This window comes from Roseovarius sp. EL26, from assembly GCF_900327775.1.
Lineage (GTDB): Bacteria > Pseudomonadota > Alphaproteobacteria > Rhodobacterales > Rhodobacteraceae > Roseovarius.
On record NZ_OUMZ01000005.1, the window covers coordinates 274,431 to 290,643 of the forward strand.

The 16,213-nt window shown below is 54.7% G+C and carries 18 protein-coding genes; 10 read left to right on the forward strand and 8 right to left on the reverse strand.

Going from position 1 to position 16,213, the window contains the following annotated elements:
* Position 1: 1 nt before the first annotated feature.
* The 8 genes from D9A02_RS03205 to D9A02_RS03245 form a co-directional block, all read right to left on the reverse strand.
* Positions 2 to 2,962 carry a 2-oxoglutarate dehydrogenase E1 component gene (locus D9A02_RS03205; protein WP_120499527.1) on the reverse strand — a complete coding sequence of 987 codons (2,961 nt, stop codon included), beginning with the start codon at positions 2,960 to 2,962 and terminating at the stop codon, positions 2 to 4.
* A gap of 12 nt (positions 2,963 to 2,974) precedes the next feature.
* Positions 2,975 to 3,946: a class I SAM-dependent methyltransferase gene (locus D9A02_RS03210; RefSeq protein WP_120499528.1), complete on the reverse strand. Its 972-nt coding sequence runs from the start codon at positions 3,944 to 3,946 to the stop codon at positions 2,975 to 2,977.
* A 154-nt stretch (positions 3,947 to 4,100) separates the two neighbouring features.
* On the reverse strand, positions 4,101 to 4,982 hold the full coding sequence (gene sucD, locus D9A02_RS03215; RefSeq protein WP_120499529.1) for a succinate--CoA ligase subunit alpha: 882 nt from the start codon (positions 4,980 to 4,982) through the stop codon (positions 4,101 to 4,103).
* Between the two features lie 55 nt (positions 4,983 to 5,037).
* Entirely contained in the window at positions 5,038 to 5,454 is a 417-nt protein-coding gene (locus tag D9A02_RS03220; RefSeq protein ID WP_120499530.1) for a hypothetical protein, read from the reverse strand.
* Between the two features lie 4 nt (positions 5,455 to 5,458).
* The gene (gene sucC / locus D9A02_RS03225; protein WP_120499531.1) at positions 5,459 to 6,652 is read right to left on the reverse strand and encodes an ADP-forming succinate--CoA ligase subunit beta; all 1,194 of its coding nucleotides are present in this window, start codon (positions 6,650 to 6,652) and stop codon (positions 5,459 to 5,461) included.
* Between the two features lie 252 nt (positions 6,653 to 6,904).
* The gene (locus D9A02_RS03235; protein ID WP_120499533.1) at positions 6,905 to 7,804 is read right to left on the reverse strand and encodes a D-alanine--D-alanine ligase; all 900 of its coding nucleotides are present in this window, start codon (positions 7,802 to 7,804) and stop codon (positions 6,905 to 6,907) included.
* Between the two features lie 180 nt (positions 7,805 to 7,984).
* A complete protein-coding gene (gene mdh / locus D9A02_RS03240) occupies positions 7,985 to 8,953 on the reverse strand; it encodes a malate dehydrogenase (RefSeq protein ID WP_120499534.1) in 969 nt (322 codons plus the stop codon).
* A gap of 281 nt (positions 8,954 to 9,234) precedes the next feature.
* Positions 9,235 to 9,540 (reverse strand): hypothetical protein, encoded by a 306-nt coding sequence (locus D9A02_RS03245; protein ID WP_162932947.1) that lies wholly within the window; start codon positions 9,538 to 9,540, stop codon positions 9,235 to 9,237.
* A 200-nt stretch (positions 9,541 to 9,740) separates the two neighbouring features.
* On the opposite strand from D9A02_RS03245, the gene D9A02_RS03250 reads away from it, so the two are divergent.
* From D9A02_RS03250 to D9A02_RS03295, 10 genes are all read left to right on the forward strand, one after another.
* Positions 9,741 to 10,601, forward strand: coding sequence for a CoA ester lyase (locus D9A02_RS03250; protein ID WP_120499535.1), 861 nt, complete (start codon positions 9,741 to 9,743; stop codon positions 10,599 to 10,601).
* 5 nt (positions 10,602 to 10,606) lie between these two features.
* Entirely contained in the window at positions 10,607 to 11,152 is a 546-nt protein-coding gene (locus tag D9A02_RS03255) for an NnrU family protein (protein WP_120499536.1), read from the forward strand.
* Between the two features lie 6 nt (positions 11,153 to 11,158).
* Entirely contained in the window at positions 11,159 to 11,362 is a 204-nt protein-coding gene (locus tag D9A02_RS03260; protein WP_120499537.1) for a DUF1737 domain-containing protein, read from the forward strand.
* Between the two features lies 1 nt (position 11,363).
* Entirely contained in the window at positions 11,364 to 12,395 is a 1,032-nt protein-coding gene (locus tag D9A02_RS03265) for a MaoC family dehydratase (RefSeq protein ID WP_120499538.1), read from the forward strand.
* A 103-nt stretch (positions 12,396 to 12,498) separates the two neighbouring features.
* A complete protein-coding gene (locus tag D9A02_RS03270) occupies positions 12,499 to 12,780 on the forward strand; it encodes an NINE protein (RefSeq protein WP_120499539.1) in 282 nt (93 codons plus the stop codon).
* A gap of 19 nt (positions 12,781 to 12,799) precedes the next feature.
* Entirely contained in the window at positions 12,800 to 13,030 is a 231-nt protein-coding gene (locus D9A02_RS03275; protein WP_120499540.1) for a TM2 domain-containing protein, read from the forward strand.
* Between the two features lie 264 nt (positions 13,031 to 13,294).
* Positions 13,295 to 13,678: a succinate dehydrogenase, cytochrome b556 subunit gene (sdhC, locus tag D9A02_RS03280; RefSeq protein WP_120499541.1), complete on the forward strand. Its 384-nt coding sequence runs from the start codon at positions 13,295 to 13,297 to the stop codon at positions 13,676 to 13,678.
* Between the two features lie 11 nt (positions 13,679 to 13,689).
* Positions 13,690 to 14,061, forward strand: a complete 372-nt coding sequence (locus D9A02_RS03285; protein WP_120499542.1) for a succinate dehydrogenase, hydrophobic membrane anchor protein — start codon at positions 13,690 to 13,692, stop codon at positions 14,059 to 14,061.
* A 22-nt stretch (positions 14,062 to 14,083) separates the two neighbouring features.
* On the forward strand, positions 14,084 to 15,889 hold the full coding sequence (gene sdhA / locus D9A02_RS03290; RefSeq protein ID WP_120499543.1) for a succinate dehydrogenase flavoprotein subunit: 1,806 nt from the start codon (positions 14,084 to 14,086) through the stop codon (positions 15,887 to 15,889).
* Complete coding sequence (locus D9A02_RS03295; RefSeq protein WP_120499544.1) at positions 15,889 to 16,209, forward strand: succinate dehydrogenase; 321 nt, start codon at positions 15,889 to 15,891, stop codon at positions 16,207 to 16,209. Before sdhA ends, D9A02_RS03295 begins: the two co-directional genes overlap by 1 nt.
* Positions 16,210 to 16,213 lie beyond the last annotated feature (4 nt).

Here is a 16,213-nt window from a genome sequence, read left to right on the forward strand (position 1 = left end):
CTTATTTCCCTTTGCTGGTCAGCGCGGCGTCGACCAGCGCTTCTTGTTGTGCTTTGTGTTGTGCAGCCAGGCCCGTGGCGGGCGAGGCAGAGGCGGCGCGGCCGGCATATTCGGCGCGGGTGTTTTTGGCTTTGATCCGTTGCAGGACCCATTCGATGTTGGGTTCAATAAAGGACCATGCGCCTTGGTTTTTCGGCTCTTCCTGACACCAGACAAACTCGGCGCCTTTGAAGCGGCTGAGTTCGTTGACCATGGAGATGGCGGGGAACGGATAGAACTGTTCCAGACGCATCAGGTAGACATCATCAAGGCCGCGTTTGTCGCGTTCTTCCAGCAGATCAAAGTAGACCTTGCCCGAGCACATGACGACGCGTTTGATTTTGTCATCCTTGACCAGTTCAGTGTCGGAGTGGCCCTTTTGGGCGTCATCCCACAGCACGCGGTGGAAGCTGGAGCCCGTGGTGAAGTCTTCGGCGTCTGAGACGCAAAGCTTGTGACGCAGCAGTGATTTGGGCGTCATCATGATCAGCGGCTTGCGGAAGGTGCGGTGCATCTGGCGGCGCAGAATGTGGAAGTAGTTCGCCGGTGACGTACAGTTTGCCACGATCCAGTTGTCGCCGCCGCACATTTGCAGGAACCGTTCCAAACGTGCCGAGGAGTGTTCTGGGCCTTGGCCTTCGAACCCGTGCGGCAGCAGGCAGACAAGGCCTGACATGCGCAGCCATTTGCTTTCGCCTGAGCTGATGAACTGGTCAAACATGATCTGCGCGCCGTTGGCGAAGTCGCCAAACTGCGCCTCCCACAGGGTCAGCGCGTTGGGTTCGGCCAGCGTGTAGCCGTACTCAAAGCCCAGCACCGCATATTCCGAGAGCATCGAGTCGATGACCTCGTACTGCGCTTGACCCTCGCGGATGTTGTTTAGGGGATAATAACGCTCTTCGGTTTCCTGGTTGATCAGACCGGAATGACGTTGGCTGAACGTACCGCGGGTACAGTCCTGGCCGGACAGACGAACCGGGTAACCTTCGAGCTGGAGCGATCCAAAGGCCATGGCTTCGGCTGTGGACCAGTCAAAACCAGTGCCGCTTTCGAACATTTTGGCTTTGGTATCGAGCAGGCGTGCAACGGTCTTGTGCAGCGGGAAGCCTTCGGGTGCCGAGGAGAGGGATTTCCCAATCTCGGCCATGGTTTCGGGCTTCATTGCTGTTTCGCCGCGCTGGTAATCCTCGTCCTTTTTATCGAGATGTGACCACTTACCATCGAGCCAGTCGGCCTTGTTGGGGCGGTATTCTTTTCCGATCTCAAACTCATCCGCCAGATGCGCCTGAAAGGCGGTTTTCATGTCTTCGATCTCGCCTTCGGGCATCAAACCGTCTTTGACAAGGCGATCACTATAAAGGCTAAGAGTGGTCTTTTGCTTTTTGATCTTCTTGTACATGATCGGGTTGGTGAACATGGGCTCGTCGCCCTCGTTATGGCCAAACCGACGGTAGCAGATGATATCGAGAACCACGTCTTTGTGGAACTTCTGGCGGAATTCGGTGGCCACTCTGGCCGCGTGAACCACCGCCTCTGGATCGTCGCCGTTGACGTGGAAAATCGGCGCTTCCACCATCAACGCGATATCCGTTGGGTAGGGGCTGGAACGGCTGAAATGCGGCGCGGTGGTGAAACCGATCTGGTTGTTCACCACGATATGCATGGTGCCGCCGGTTTTGTGACCCTTGAGACCCGACAGACCAAAACATTCAGCCACAACACCTTGACCGGCAAAAGCTGCATCACCGTGCAGCAGGATCGGCAGAACTTTGATCCGGTCTGTGTCGCCCATTTGGTCCTGTTTGGCGCGGGCTTTGCCGATCACCACAGGGTTCACCGCCTCTAGGTGGCTGGGATTGGCGGTCAGGGACAGGTGGACCTTGTTACCATCAAATTCGCGGTCAGAGGACGCACCAAGGTGATATTTAACATCACCTGAGCCATCGACATCTTCGGGCTTAAAGCTGCCACCCTGAAATTCGTTGAAAATGGCGCGGTAGGGTTTGCCCATGACGTTGGCCAGCACCGACAGACGACCCCGGTGGGGCATGCCGATGATGATGTCTTGCACGCCGAGCGAGCCACCACGTTTGATGATTTGCTCCATCGCCGGGATCAGGCTTTCGCCGCCATCCAGGCCGAAACGTTTGGTGCCCATATATTTGACGTGCAGGTATTTCTCAAAACCCTCGGCCTCAACCATCTTGTTGAGGATCGCCTTGCGGCCTTGGTGGGTGAAACGGATTTCTTTGTCAAAACCTTCGATCCGCTCCTTGAGCCAGTTGGCCTGTTCTGGATCGGAAATATGCATGTATTGCAGGGCAAATGTGCCGCAATAGGTGCGGCGTACAATCCCAAGGATCTCACGCATGGAGGCCATTTCAAGCCCCAATACATTGTCGATAAAGATCGGGCGATCCATGTCTTCGCGAGCGAAGCCGTAGGATTTGGGGTCCAACTCGGGGCGGAAGGGTTTTTCAAACAGATCCAGTGGGTCGAGATTGGCGATCAGGTGACCACGGATCCGGTAGGCGCGGATCAGCATCAGCGCCCGGACGCTATCCAGTACGGCGCGTTTGATGGCGTCATCGGAAACGTCTACACCTGCGGCTTCGGCCTTGGCTTTAATCTTCTTGCCAGCATCCTTCGCCTCGGGGGCGGCAGGGTATTCGCCGTTCAGCGCGCCGGTGATGTCATCCATCGGCTCTGGCGGCCAGTCGGCGCGACCCCAAGACGGGCCCGCAGCCTCGGCCGTAACTGAGCCCTGATCATCGCCAAGCTGTGCAAAAAAAGCTTGCCAGGCCTCGTCTACCGCATTGGGGTCATTGGCGTATCGGGCATAAAGCTGCTCCAGATACTCTGCGTTGTGCCCCTGCATGAAGGAAGAGGCATGAAACTGGTCGTTGGAGGATTGGTCGGTCATGGTCGTTTCCTTCTATGCCGTTTCGTGTGGTGCCGAAGCAATGATGCGTACGGAATCATATTTATGTTTGTCATGGGTGAATGCGGTTTTGAGCAGATACATTGCACGCGCCAGAAATCCGCTTCGTTTTGGTAGATTGAACAGCTCTGCTATTCCGTCCTGTTCTTTGAACCAGCCCGAGCCGAACTGGCGGGAATAACCAGCGTATTCGATGCGAGGGGCATCAAAACCGTTTGTGCTGGCGATGGCGGCCAGACTTTTGTGGGTGAAAAAGTTCAGATGACGCGGAACATCCAGCCAAAGCCAGGCTGCGCCATAAAAAGCCCTGCCGGCGCATTCGTTGTTGGGAACTTCTACCACCAGCATGCCACCGGGCCGCAGAAGTTTGCGGCAATTCTGGATGGCAAGGGCGGGGTCCAGGCAATGCTCAAGAACGTGATGCATAAAGATGCAGTCAAATTGACCGGGCTTAAGTGAATTTGGCAGGTTTTCAGCGGTGCCTTCTAACACATTCAGGCCCCGTCTGGATGTTTCGGCAATCGCGTTTACATCGGGTTCAACGCCAATACAGTTATGACCCAGAGATTGCACACGCTCTAGCTTGCCACCACCACCACATCCGATTTCAAGGAAATCGCGCGGAGAGGGGCCGAGCAAGTTTTGCCACCAGTCGATGTCAGTGTGGGCGCTGTGGTCGAATTTGCAAGACAGCCGGTGGATGATCTTGCTGCCCAACGACTGTTTCGGGTTTGCCGAGTGTTCGGCTGTTTGGCCATGAGTGTAGTAGTTGTCGACATTATAAAAGTCAGGGATATCTTCCAGCGCAGGCCGGGGCAGTAACTGGCCAAAGGCGTGGCTTTGATCCCAGTAAACCTGAAACGGGCGTTGCGCGACGGGACCGACCCGCCAGTCACCGGGAAAATCCGCCCACAGGGAGACGCCTGCAGAGGATCGATCAACCGAGGAGAAGGACGCGGTTTGCATGTGTTACCTTTCTGATTTGCTACGTTCGGGGAACGTGGCGCATTTACGAAAGCATGTTGTGGTCACTTCTGCCTGACTCATTATGAACTCGTTGCCGTATCACTGTAAGCATAAGCCGGGCAGGGACCCGGCTTATGGAATGTTATATTTGCGATCACCCAATCGCCTCAAGCATCGCTTCGCCAAGGCCAGCAGGGCTGTCTGCGACGACGATGCCTGCGGCGCGCATGGCTTCGATCTTGTCATCAGCGCCACCTTTGCCACCGGCAACGATTGCACCAGCGTGGCCCATGCGACGGCCCGGAGGGGCGGTGCGGCCAGCGATGAAGCCCGCGACGGGTTTTGAGCGACCTTTCTTGGCCTCATCAATCAGGAACTGTGCGGCTTCTTCCTCGGCTGAGCCGCCGATTTCGCCGATCATGATGATGCTTTGGGTTTCATCATCCGCGAGGAACCATTCCAGCACGTCGATATGCTCGGTGCCTTTGATCGGGTCACCGCCGATGCCTACGCAAGTTGATTGTCCCAAACCCACATCCGATGTCTGTTTCACCGCCTCGTAAGTTAAGGTGCCGGAACGCGATACAACACCCACGCTCCCGCGTTTGTGAATGTGGCCGGGCATGATGCCGATTTTGCAGGCGTCTGGCGTGATGATGCCGGGGCAGTTGGGGCCGATCAGGATGGATTTGCTATCCTCCAACGCGCGTTTGACACGTTGCATGTCGAGCACTGGAATGCCTTCGGTGATGGCAATGATCAGCTCCATCTCGGCGTCAATCGCCTCGAGAATTGAATCCGCGGCGAATGGGGGCGGAACATAGATGACCGATGCGTTGGCGGAGGTGGTGTGTTTCGCCTCGTGCACGCTGTCAAAGACCGGGAGGTCCAGATGCGTTTGCCCACCCTTTCCGGGGGTGACCCCACCAACCATTTGCGTGCCATATGCGATGGCCTGTTCCGAGTGAAAGGTCCCCTGCGAGCCGGTCAGGCCCTGACAGATGACTTTGGTGTTTTTGTCTACGAGGACTGCCATGTGGCGTTCTCCTTTGAAAAATTGTGTCGGGCAACAAAGCCCTTGGATGATCGGGTCAAGATGTGACGCCGACCTGAAATGTGCCTTCCTCGACTGTGCCGTCTTTGCCACCGACGAATGTCAGAGGCCCGTTGGGATAATCGGGGAATTGCGTGAGAATGGTGTCTGGAACCTGTTGCGCGCTGCCAAAACGGGACTGCAAGTCCTGAAGTACATCAACGCCAGCCGAAGGACGCGCCCGCATAGTGCAGGCTTGCCGCCCGCCGGGGGCTGTGCCGCGGTCAAACATGACCGCGCCACCTGTAGGATCTGCAGCGTTGTTGATGCAGACTTGGCGAAAGGCATTCATCGCCTGATCCATCGAGACCTCTGGCAAGGCGCGGATGCTATCGGCTTTGATCGATGACTTTCCTGCGCAGGCGCCAACGGCGGCAATGATGCTCAGGCCAAGAAGTGTTTTGGTCAGATGCAACGTTTTAACCCTTCACCGCTTTCACGATCTTTTCGGCGCCGTCTTTGAGGTCGTCGGCGGCGATGACGTCAACGTCGGAGTTGTTGATGATCGCTTTGCCTTCTTCCACTTTGGTGCCTTCCAGACGGACAACGAGGGGGACTTGCAGGCCCACTTCTTTGACTGCAGCGACGACGCCTTCGGCAATCACATCGCAGCGCATGATGCCGCCGAAGATGTTCACAAGGATGCCTTTGACCTGCGGGTCAGAGGTGATGATCTTGAACGCCTCGGTCACCTTTTCTTTGGTCGCACCGCCGCCCACATCAAGGAAGTTAGCAGGTTCTGCGCCATAGAGTTTGATGATGTCCATAGTAGCCATCGCCAGACCAGCACCGTTGACCATGCAGCCGATCTCGCCGTCCAGAGCGATATAGTTGAGGTCGTATTTCGAGGCCTCGAGCTCTTTAGGGTCTTCTTCGGTCACGTCGCGCAGTTCTGCGATGTCGCGGTGGCGGTAGACGGCGTTGCTGTCAAAACCCATCTTGGCATCAAGGCATTTGAGGTCACCTTTGTCGGACAAGATCAGCGGGTTGATCTCGAGCATCTCCATGTCTTTTTCCAAGAACATTTTGTAGAGCGTGCCCATCAGGTTAACACATTGTTTGATCTGTGCACCCTCAAGGCCCAGCATGAACGCAATGCGGCGGCCGTGGAATGCCTGATATCCGGTTGCCGGATCAACCGAGAAGCTGAGGATTTTCTCAGGAGTGCTCTCGGCGACTTCTTCAATGTCCATGCCGCCTTCGGTCGAGGCAACAAAGCTGACGCGCGAGGAACCGCGATCAACCAGCAGGGCGAGGTAAAACTCTTTTGAAATACCGGCGCCATCTTCGATATAGACGCGGTTGACTTGTTTGCCGGCGGGGCCGGTTTGTTTTGTGACCAGCGTACGGCCTAGCATTTTCTTGGCTTCGTCGGCGGCTTCTTCAACCGATTTGGCAAGGCGAACCCCGCCTTCTTCGCCGGCGCCAGCTTCCTTAAAGGTGCCCTTGCCGCGACCACCTGCGTGGATCTGCGCCTTGACCACCCAAAGAGGGCCATCCATTTCGCCGGCTGCTGTTTTGGCTTCTTCGGCCCGTAGAACGACGCGCCCGTCAGAAACTGGTGCGCCATAAGAGCGAAGCAAAGCCTTCGCCTGATACTCGTGGATATTCATCAACCTATCCCGTGTTGCTGCGATGTATTTCGATATACTTGCAGGATTGTTCGGGGAATAAAGGGTTTTTTTATTATTTTTACCAATTTCAGGATAAAGATCAATTTTGTGATCACACGAAAATGCCTGTGATCACATTGGGTGGCGGGGGGAGAGAATCATCACAGGCAACGCATGTGATTGATGCAGGTTTTCCCGAAATCTTGGGGTTGCAGCGTTATTGGCGGCGGTTGGTAGATATCGACCGGTAGATTAACGATCCAAAGAGGCATCCTGAATCATCCACTCACACAGTTGAGGGAAACCCATACCGCAATGGGCGGCATGCAATCCGGAATATGAATTTCTGCGAAATCCGGGCTGAGAATTCAGCTCAAGAATGTAGAGCCCGTCAGCACCGCGGCTTTCATCCCAGCGAAAATCGGTTCGGGTCAGGCCGCGGCACCCCAAGGCTTTGTGCCCTGCGAGGGCAAGCTCCAGCAGGCGTTCTTCAATCTTGTCTGGAAGCTGTGCAGGTACGGTGTGATTTTCGGCCGCATGATGGTATTTGGTGATGTAATCATTCATCCCTTCAATTTCGAACTGACTAACGGCTAACGCCCGATCCCCCAAAACACTGGCGGTTAATTCGCGGCCGGGAATGTATTCTTCAACCATAAATATATCTCTGCCTTGCTCTTCTATGATAGGGGGAGGGGCGGTGAGATCGTCAATCAGGTAAAGGCCGCCAAGACTGGAGCCATCATTGTTGGGTTTGACGACATAGGGCGTGCCCATCTGATGCCGGGCTTCGATATCGGCACGATGCACCAATCCGCCCTTTGGGACCGGTAGCCCGACCTGACGTAACACGGCCTTGCTTTTGTCCTTGTCCATGGCAAGAGCTGTCGCAAGTGTGCCGGAATGCGTATAGGCGATGCGCAACAGTTCAAGCACGCCTTGCAGTTCACCTGTCTCGCCCGGGGCACCCAACAAAGCACAAAAAGCTACATCAGGTTTGTAAGCAACAAGATCATTTACAAAATCAGCACCGACGTCGAAGGATCGACATTGATGGCCCAGTTCTTTTATGGCCCGTTCTGCTTCGGCCCCGGAACAAAATGACAAATCTCTTTCAAGGGAACGTCCGCCCGTCATAACTGCAATGCGCATATTTACCGAGTTTTTAGAAATAAATTACATCTATAGATTGTAGCGAGAGTTTTTAAATTGGCAACTGTTTTACCAGCTTTGTCTTGGACGGTGTGTTGTGAGACCGGGCATGCCAAAGGTGTTGTACAAAAAGAAAAGGCGCGCCAGACGGCACGCCTTTAACAAAAACGTATTGTAAGATTACGCTTTGGCGAGTGATCCGTCGATGGCGATGCAAGCATCAACCAGGCCTTTGACGGCGTTCACTGATGTGTCGAACATGGTTTGCTCTTCTTTGTTGAGCTTGATGTTCACGATCCGCTCGATACCACCGGCACCAATGACAGTTGGCACACCGACATACATGTCTTTGACGCCCAGATCGCCGTCACAATATGCGGCACAGGGCAGAACGCGCTTTTGATCCTTGAGGTAGGCTTCGGCCATCTCAATCGCAGATGCGGCAGGCGCATAGAAGGCAGAGCCGGTTTTCAGCAGGCCAACGATTTCGGCACCGCCATCACGGGTGCGCTGGATCATTGCATCCATTTTTTCCTGTGTGGTCCAGCCCATGTCGATCAGATCAGGCAATGGGATACCTGCAACGGTGGAATAGCGCAGCGAAGGCACCATTGTGTCGCCGTGACCACCCAGAACGAAAGCGGTAACGTCACGCATTGAGACATTGAATTCTTCGGCCAGGAAATGGCGGAAACGACCGCTGTCGAGAATACCCGCCATGCCGCAGACTTTGTTTGCAGGCAGGCCTGAGAATTTCTGCAGGGCCCAAACCATCGCGTCCAGCGGGTTGGTGATGCAGATAACGAAAGCGTTTGGCGCGTGGGCAGCGATGCCTTCGCCAACGGATTTCATGACTTTGAGATTGATGCCCAGCAAGTCATCGCGGCTCATGCCCGGCTTGCGGGCGACACCGGCGGTGACGATGCAAACATCGGCGCCTGCGATGTCAGCATAGTTGCTGGTACCGGACATCGCGGCGTCGATTTTTTCGACCGGGCCGGATTCGGCGATATCAAGTGCCTTGCCCTGTGGCAGGCCGTCGGCGATGTCGAACAGAACGACGTCACCAAGTTCTTTGATTGCAGCGAGGTGGGCAAGCGTACCACCGATATTGCCAGCACCGATGAGGGCAATTTTGGGTCGGGCCATGGGAAAAATCTCCGGAATGGTTAGAATTTCGCTGTTTTGGGTAGTCGGAAAACCACCTGCGTGCAAGGGTGCTGCGCCGCAGCGAAGATGTGGTGTGTTCGGAGAAGAGGAGATGTCGGGCGCTAACGGTGCTGAAAAACAGTAGAGATTTTATCGTGGTGCGGTATCAGAAAGAATTCCCGAATGTGCGGAAAAGAGATACCGTGCCGCCAGTTTATGGGCCTCATTTGCGGGTGACTATCGTCATTAGCGAATCTGAAACGAGTCGCTCGTGACAGGGGTTACAATTCATTTCCTGTGGCGGGCAGGGCCTCGGCCAGAGTTTCAAAGGCCTGACCGCTGGCCATCAGGCAAGTTACCCCGTGGGCGTTGGTCGCGGTAATCGTCCAGGTGCCGGATTCGAGTGAGGCAAAAACCTCTATCATGGTGTTGTTGGCACCGAGTCCTACGGATTGGCGTGTTTCACCGTATTTGCTGGCCAGTTTTTCCAAAACCAGATCGCGTTTCGCGCAGTTTTGTTGTGCGGTGGCCGTGAGCGCCCAGGCGCATGTCACGGCGGCACTGAAGAGAATCAATCGGGGTGTCATTGTTATACCCTTTTCTGAAGCTTGCGTTGCAGACATTCAAAGCGTGCCGGGCAAGGTCTCAAAACCGGGTTAACCCTAAGAACGTTGGGTCGGATTGAGCGCATATTCTGCGCTGCGGCATATAGGGCTTGAATTAATCAGGCAAAAAATGCCATTCCTGCGCAAGAAAATTTCTGATGCGACATGGAGAGGACAGCCAGATGGATAGCAGCACCCACCCGTTTCGCTCGGTTTTGTATATCCCCGGATCGAAAGAACGGGCCTTGGATAAGGCGCGCAGCCTGCCCGCAGATGCAATCATTTTTGACCTAGAGGATGCTGTGGCACCAGATGCCAAGGCCAGCGCACGCGCAACATTGGCCGAGGCCCTGAAAACCGGTGGCTATGGCAAACGCGGCAAGATCGTGCGGATCAACGCGCTGACCACCGAATGGGGTTGGCAGGATGTGCGTGCGCTCAAGGATGCGGGTGCGGACGCGATCTTGCTCCCGAAAGTGAATTCTGTCTCAGATGTGGATGTGTTGGCCGATCTGGTTGGGCCGAACATGCCGATCTGGACGATGATGGAAACGCCGGTCTCTGTGTTCAACGCGCGCGAGATTGCATCACATCGTCAGGTCGAAGGTCTGGTCACAGGCACCAATGATCTGACTAAAGATCTGGCCGCGCGGTCGCGTGCGGACCGGCTGCCGTTGATGTTGGCGTTGCAATCCATTGTGATGGCGGCGCGCGCGGCGCGGATTGTTGCGGTCGATGGGGTCTATAACCGATTTCGGGATGGCGATGGGCTTAAGGCGGAATGTGAGCAGGGGCGCGATCTGGGTTTTGATGGCAAGACGCTGATCCATCCGGCACAGATCGAGATTACAAACACTGCCTTTGCGCCAACCAATTCCGAGATCGAACTGGCCGAACGTCAGATCGCCGCCTATGAAGAAAGCCAAGCCTCGGGGCAGGGGATTGCCGTGGTTGATGGGCAAATTGTGGAAAATCTGCACGTGGTGGCAGCAAAACGTATTTTGGCCAAGGCACAAGCCGTGGCTGACATGGCAGCGGAGTAAAGCGAATGCTTTTAATTATTCTAGGCTTGCTCTTGTGGAGCGGCGCGCATTTGTTCAAACGATTTGCACCTGATCGGCGTGAGGCCGCGGGCGATGGCGCGCGTGGGATTTTTACTGCAATCATCGTCATTGGGATTGTCCTGATGACGGTGGGCTATCGTATGGCAGATGGGGCTGTTTTCTGGGGCCGGGGCCCGGCGCTGGTCGGGATCAACAACCTGTTGATGCTGCTGTCGATCTATATGTTTGCCGCCTCAGGCATGAAAACCGCAATTGCGCGTAAACTGCGCCATCCGATGTTGGCAGGAGTGCGGATCTGGGCGTTGGCACATCTTATTGTGAATGGGGACACACCGTCATTTGTTTTGTTTGGCGGCATGTTGATCTGGGGATTGGCCGAGGTGATTGTCATCAACCGGGCCGAGCCGGATTGGACACCACCGCCAGCGGGACCTGCGCGCAAGGAGATCATGGCGCTGGTGGGAACGTTGCTGGTTTACGGGGCAATCGCCGGAGTGCACACTTTCCTTGGATATCCAACATTTGGGTGAGCCATCATGAAAATTTATCGTTTTCTAAGTGCTGATGATACATCGACTTTTTGTCACAAGGTGACGGATGCCCTGAATAAGGGTTGGGAGCTTTATGGCTCTCCGACCTACGCATTTGATCACGCGAATGGGGTGATGCGCTGCGGGCAATCCGTGGTGAAAGAGGCCGAAGGGGAGTACACCCCTGAGACGAAATTGGGAGAGCAGTAAGATGGCAAAGACAAATCCGGGCCGATTTTTTGAGGATTACACCGTTGGTGAAACAATTCATCATGCTGTGCCGCGCACGGTTTCCGGTGGCGAACGCGCGCTCTATCATGCGCTCTATCCCGCGCGTCATGCGCTTTATTCCTCGGACGAATTTGCGCGCCAATCTGGCCTATCTGCGAGTCCTCTGGATGATATCGCGGCCTTTCACGTAGTGTTTGGTAAAACTGTGCCTGATATTTCGCTCAATGCTCTGGCAAACTTGGGATATGCCGAGGGGCGCTGGCTTAAACCAGTGTGGCCTGGCGATACGATCCGGTCCACCTCAGAGGTGATTGGGGTAAAGCAGAATTCAAACGGGAAATCGGGTGTGGTTTGGGTTCGCACGCGGGGCATGAACCAGCACGACGAGGTGGTGTTGGAATATGTGCGCTGGGCCATGGTGCGCAAACGTGATGTTGATGCCCCCGCGCCGGAAACGGTAATCCCTGAGCTGTCCAAAATCGTGGCTGCCGAAGATCTGGTAGTGCCTGAAGGGTTGGATTTCACCAACTATGATTTCACGCTTGCTGGTGAGCCGCACCGCTGGGGCGATTACGCGGTTGGCGAAGTCATCGACCACGTTGATGGTGTCACCGTCGAAGAGGCCGAACATATGATGGCTACGCGCTTGTGGCAAAACACTGCCAAGGTGCATTTTGATGCGACATTGCGCGAAGATGGTCAGCGTTTGATTTACGGTGGGCATGTGATTTCGATGGCGCGGACCTTGAGCTTTAACGGCTTGGCCAACGCGCAGATCGTGGCGGGCCTGAATGGCGGCACACATGCCAACCCATGTTATAGTGGCGATACCATCAAGGTCTGGTCCGAAGTTCTGGATAAGGCCGAAACATCTGCACCGGGTGTTGGTGCGCTGCGGCTGAGGTTGGTTGCGACCAAAGGTGGAGAGCCATTCACATTGAAGGGCGAAGATGGGAAATATTTGCCCCAAGTGATGTTGGATCTCGACTATTGGGCGTTGATGCCGATGTAAGCCAATTTGTTGCCTTAAATTCGCCTTTTACCTGCGGTCATTGGTGAGTTGAGGGGTGCAGAAGTCCTCCTATTTAGGGTTGTGTTTAGAGGGGTCAAGCGTGATGAGTGAGATCGCGAAATCGCCGAAGTCATACGGCGTTGCGGTAGCGTTGTGCGGTATATTCGGCGTTATCGGAATTCATCATTTTTATCTGAAAGACTATGTACATGGCTTGGCTGATCTTGGCCTGCTTGTTTTGTGCGTAGTGTTTGCAATGAATAACAATGTGGGCTTGTTCTTTTTGGCATTGGGCTTGGATGCACTTCATACGATCATCGTTTTCTATCTGTTGATCGTTGAAAAATGGCGGGACGGTGATGGCCTTCCTGTGTTGATAAAATAATGATGTGAAAGGATATGAGATGACATCAATTGAAGCCGGTCCGGTCAGTGAAAAGAAATTCGTGCCCGCAGTACTACTATGCTTTTTCTTGGGGAGTTTTGGTGTGCACCGATTTTACCTCGGGAAGATTGGCACTGGTTTGTTGATGCTGATCACACTTGGTGGGTTAGGCATTTGGACACTTATTGATTTTGTTCGTCTTGTCATTGGCTCAATGGGCGATAAGAATCATCTTCCTTTGCAGCGCTAAGCGACCCCAAATTACCTTCAAAGCCATGTCCCGAGAGTGGGCATGGCTTTTTATGTAACTGGTACTGTGCAGATATTGCCCATCCCTTTATATTTTGTGATCACGTGAAATTTCGTGTGATCACAAAATGTAGAAAATACGGCCATTTGCACCTCAAAAGCGTTAAATTGGGTTTGAAAGGGTGACACTTGCGTTAAAAGATTCCACAAAAGGGCAGCTCTGCATGGGATGTTTGCCCGTGTGCCAACCAGAGGGAACGTTTTAATGGCTGATGTGAACCGGGGCAATCGCCCGCTTTCACCGCATTTAATGATTTATCGTCCACAATTGACCTCTATGTCTTCGATCATGGTTAGGATGTCCGGTCTGGCGCTATTGGCGCTGGCGCCATTGGTGGTCGGCTGGTTGTTGGCGGCGGCAACATCCGAGGATTGCTTTGCTGCGATTGACGGATTTCTACGCAGCTGGTTTGGCAAGCTGATCATGTTCGGTGGCATCTGGGCGCTATGGTATCACACGCTGGGACGCCTGCGTCACGTGATCTGGGACTTTGGTTATTGTCTGGATGTTGAGACTTCGGAGAAAATGGGTCTTGGCATGTTTATCGGCGCCACGGTCCTGACTGTTCTGACTGTGTTAGTGGTTTAAGGAGAAAGCTCATGCAATATCTGACGGATCGCAAACGCGCACAGGGGTTGGGGGCGGGAAGCTCGGGCACCCAAGGGCATTGGCAGATGATGGTGCGATCGATGATCATGGTGGTGTTGGTCCCATTGTTCATCTGTGCATTGGGTCACGGAATTGGCGGCTCTTTCGCCGAGGTACAAGAGTATTTCAGCCGACCCTTCCCAGCGATTGTGCTGTCGCTTGGTTTGATCGTGGGTCTCATTCACCTGATGTATGAAGCGCAGGAAGCGATCGAGGACTACGTCCACGGCGTTGCCGAGAAGCTGGCGCTCGTTGCTTTGCGCGCCTTTTGTTACACGCTGATTGCGGCGGGGCTTTTTGCCATCGCCAAAATGGCCCTTTAATTTACGACCGGAGACTTCACAAATGGCTGCTTACGAATACGAGACGCATGATTATGACGTCGTGGTCGTCGGTGCGGGGGGTGCAGGATTGCGCGCCACGCTTGGGATGGCGGAGCAGGGGTTGCGTACAGCCTGTGTGACCAAGGTGTTCCCGACCCGCTCGCACACGGTTGCGGCGCAAGGCGGCATTGCTGCAAGTTTGGGCAATATGGGTCCCGACAGCTGGCAATGGCATATGTATGACACGGTCAAAGGCTCTGACTGGTTGGGTGATACCGACGCGATGGAATATCTGACGCGCGAAGCCCCCAAGGCGGTTTATGAGCTGGAACATTACGGCGTTCCGTTCTCGCGTACCGAAGAAGGCAAAATTTACCAGCGCCCATTCGGGGGACACACCACCGAGTTTGGTGAAGGCCCAGCGGTACAGCGGACCTGTGCGGCCGCTGACCGGACGGGTCACGCGATTTTGCACACGCTGTATGGTCAGTCGCTGAAGAACAATGCCGAGTTTTACATCGAATACTTTGCCATTGATCTGATCATGTCAGACGATGGTGTTTGCACCGGTGTTGTCTGCTGGAAGCTGGACGATGGCACGATGCATGTCTTCAACGCCAAGACGGTCGTGCTGGCCACTGGCGGCTATGGCCGGGCGTATTTCAGCGCGACATCGGCACATACTTGCACCGGCGATGGCGGTGGCATGGTGGCCCGCGCTGGCCTGCCGCTGCAGGATATGGAGTTCGTGCAGTTTCACCCAACGGGCATTTATGGCTCTGGTTGTTTGATCACTGAGGGTGCACGCGGCGAAGGTGGGTATCTGACCAACTCTGAGGGTGAACGGTTCATGGAGCGTTATGCGCCCCAGTACAAAGACCTTGCCCCGCGTGACTATGTCAGTCGGTCGATGACTATGGAAATCCGCGAAGGGCGCGGCGTGGGGGCAGAGGGTGATCACATCCACCTCAACCTGTCTCATCTGCCACCAGAAGCCCTGAACCTGCGCTTGCCCGGTATTTCGGAAAGCGCGCGCATTTTTGCGGGCGTTGACGTGACCAAAGAACCAATTCCGGTTCTGCCGACTGTGCACTACAACATGGGCGGTATTCCGACCAACTATTGGGGTGAGGTTCTGAACCCCACCAAAAAAGACCCCAAAGCTGTCGTGCCGGGCCTGATGGCTGTGGGCGAGGCGGGTTGTGCCTCGGTTCATGGTGCAAACCGATTGGGGTCTAATTCGCTGATTGACCTTGTGGTCTTTGGTCGTGCGGCAGCCATTCGTGCGGGTAAAGTTGTAGATGCTGATAGTGCGGTGCCAGCAACGAATACAGTCCAAGTTGACAAGGCGTTTGATCGTTTTGATGGCCTGCGCAATGCCAAAGGTAATGTGACAACGGCAGATCTACGTCTGGAAATGCAACGCACCATGCAAGCGGATGCGGCAGTATTCCGGACCTCGAAAACTCTGGCTGAGGGTGTTGAGAAGATGGATGCCATCGCCGGTAAACTGGATGATTTGCAGGTTACTGACCGCTCCTTGGTTTGGAACAGTGACCTGATGGAAACACTGGAGCTGACCAACCTGATGCCCAACGCGCTGGCAACGATTGCTGGGGCCGAAGCACGCAAAGAGAGCCGTGGTGCCCACGCCCATGAAGATTTCAGCACGCGGGATGATGAAAACTGGCGCGTCCATACCATCGCGCGGGTCGAGGGGAATAAAACCACTCTCAGCTACCGCCCGATTGTTGTGGATCCACTGACCACCGAGGAAGAAGGTGGCATCAGCTTGAAGAAGATCGCCCCAAAAGAGCGGACATTCTGATGTTGAGGTTGGTTTCAATTGCTGCGTTTGGCCTTTTGACGGCCTGTGCTGCCGCAAACGACGCTGTGGATAACGTCGCACAGGATCAGGCAAAAACGGTTGTGAATGGTGTGGTCTCAGACAAGTTTCCTGGCGTAAACGCTGCTCCGGTGACGGATTGCGTCATTGAGGCGGCCTCGGCCAGTGAAATCATTTCAATCGCTGGTGCGTCCGTCACCGGTGTAACCCAATCAACGGTAGAGACAGTGCTGGAAATCGCCAGTCGCCCAGACGCCGTAAACTGTATTGCCGAAAACAGCATTTCGCTGTTTGGCGGCTGACCGG

Coding starts and splice junctions, on each gene's coding strand:
- D9A02_RS03260 (WP_120499537.1), top strand. CDS start 11,159: ATGAAAATTTATCGTTTTCTAAGTGCTGATGATACATCGACTTTTTGT.
- D9A02_RS03295 (WP_120499544.1), top strand. CDS start 15,889: ATGTTGAGGTTGGTTTCAATTGCTGCGTTTGGCCTTTTGACGGCCTGT.
- D9A02_RS03270 (WP_120499539.1), top strand. CDS start 12,499: ATGAGTGAGATCGCGAAATCGCCGAAGTCATACGGCGTTGCGGTAGCG.
- D9A02_RS03250 (WP_120499535.1), top strand. CDS start 9,741: ATGGATAGCAGCACCCACCCGTTTCGCTCGGTTTTGTATATCCCCGGA.
- D9A02_RS03255 (WP_120499536.1), top strand. CDS start 10,607: ATGCTTTTAATTATTCTAGGCTTGCTCTTGTGGAGCGGCGCGCATTTG.
- mdh (WP_120499534.1), bottom strand. CDS start 8,953: ATGGCCCGACCCAAAATTGCCCTCATCGGTGCTGGCAATATCGGTGGT.
- D9A02_RS03285 (WP_120499542.1), top strand. CDS start 13,690: ATGCAATATCTGACGGATCGCAAACGCGCACAGGGGTTGGGGGCGGGA.
- D9A02_RS03245 (WP_162932947.1), bottom strand. CDS start 9,540: ATGACACCCCGATTGATTCTCTTCAGTGCCGCCGTGACATGCGCCTGG.
- sdhA (WP_120499543.1), top strand. CDS start 14,084: ATGGCTGCTTACGAATACGAGACGCATGATTATGACGTCGTGGTCGTC.
- sucD (WP_120499529.1), bottom strand. CDS start 4,982: ATGGCAGTCCTCGTAGACAAAAACACCAAAGTCATCTGTCAGGGCCTG.
- D9A02_RS03275 (WP_120499540.1), top strand. CDS start 12,800: ATGACATCAATTGAAGCCGGTCCGGTCAGTGAAAAGAAATTCGTGCCC.
- sdhC (WP_120499541.1), top strand. CDS start 13,295: ATGGCTGATGTGAACCGGGGCAATCGCCCGCTTTCACCGCATTTAATG.
- sucC (WP_120499531.1), bottom strand. CDS start 6,652: ATGAATATCCACGAGTATCAGGCGAAGGCTTTGCTTCGCTCTTATGGC.
- D9A02_RS03205 (WP_120499527.1), bottom strand. CDS start 2,962: ATGACCGACCAATCCTCCAACGACCAGTTTCATGCCTCTTCCTTCATG.
- D9A02_RS03235 (WP_120499533.1), bottom strand. CDS start 7,804: ATGCGCATTGCAGTTATGACGGGCGGACGTTCCCTTGAAAGAGATTTG.
- D9A02_RS03210 (WP_120499528.1), bottom strand. CDS start 3,946: ATGCAAACCGCGTCCTTCTCCTCGGTTGATCGATCCTCTGCAGGCGTC.
- D9A02_RS03265 (WP_120499538.1), top strand. CDS start 11,364: ATGGCAAAGACAAATCCGGGCCGATTTTTTGAGGATTACACCGTTGGT.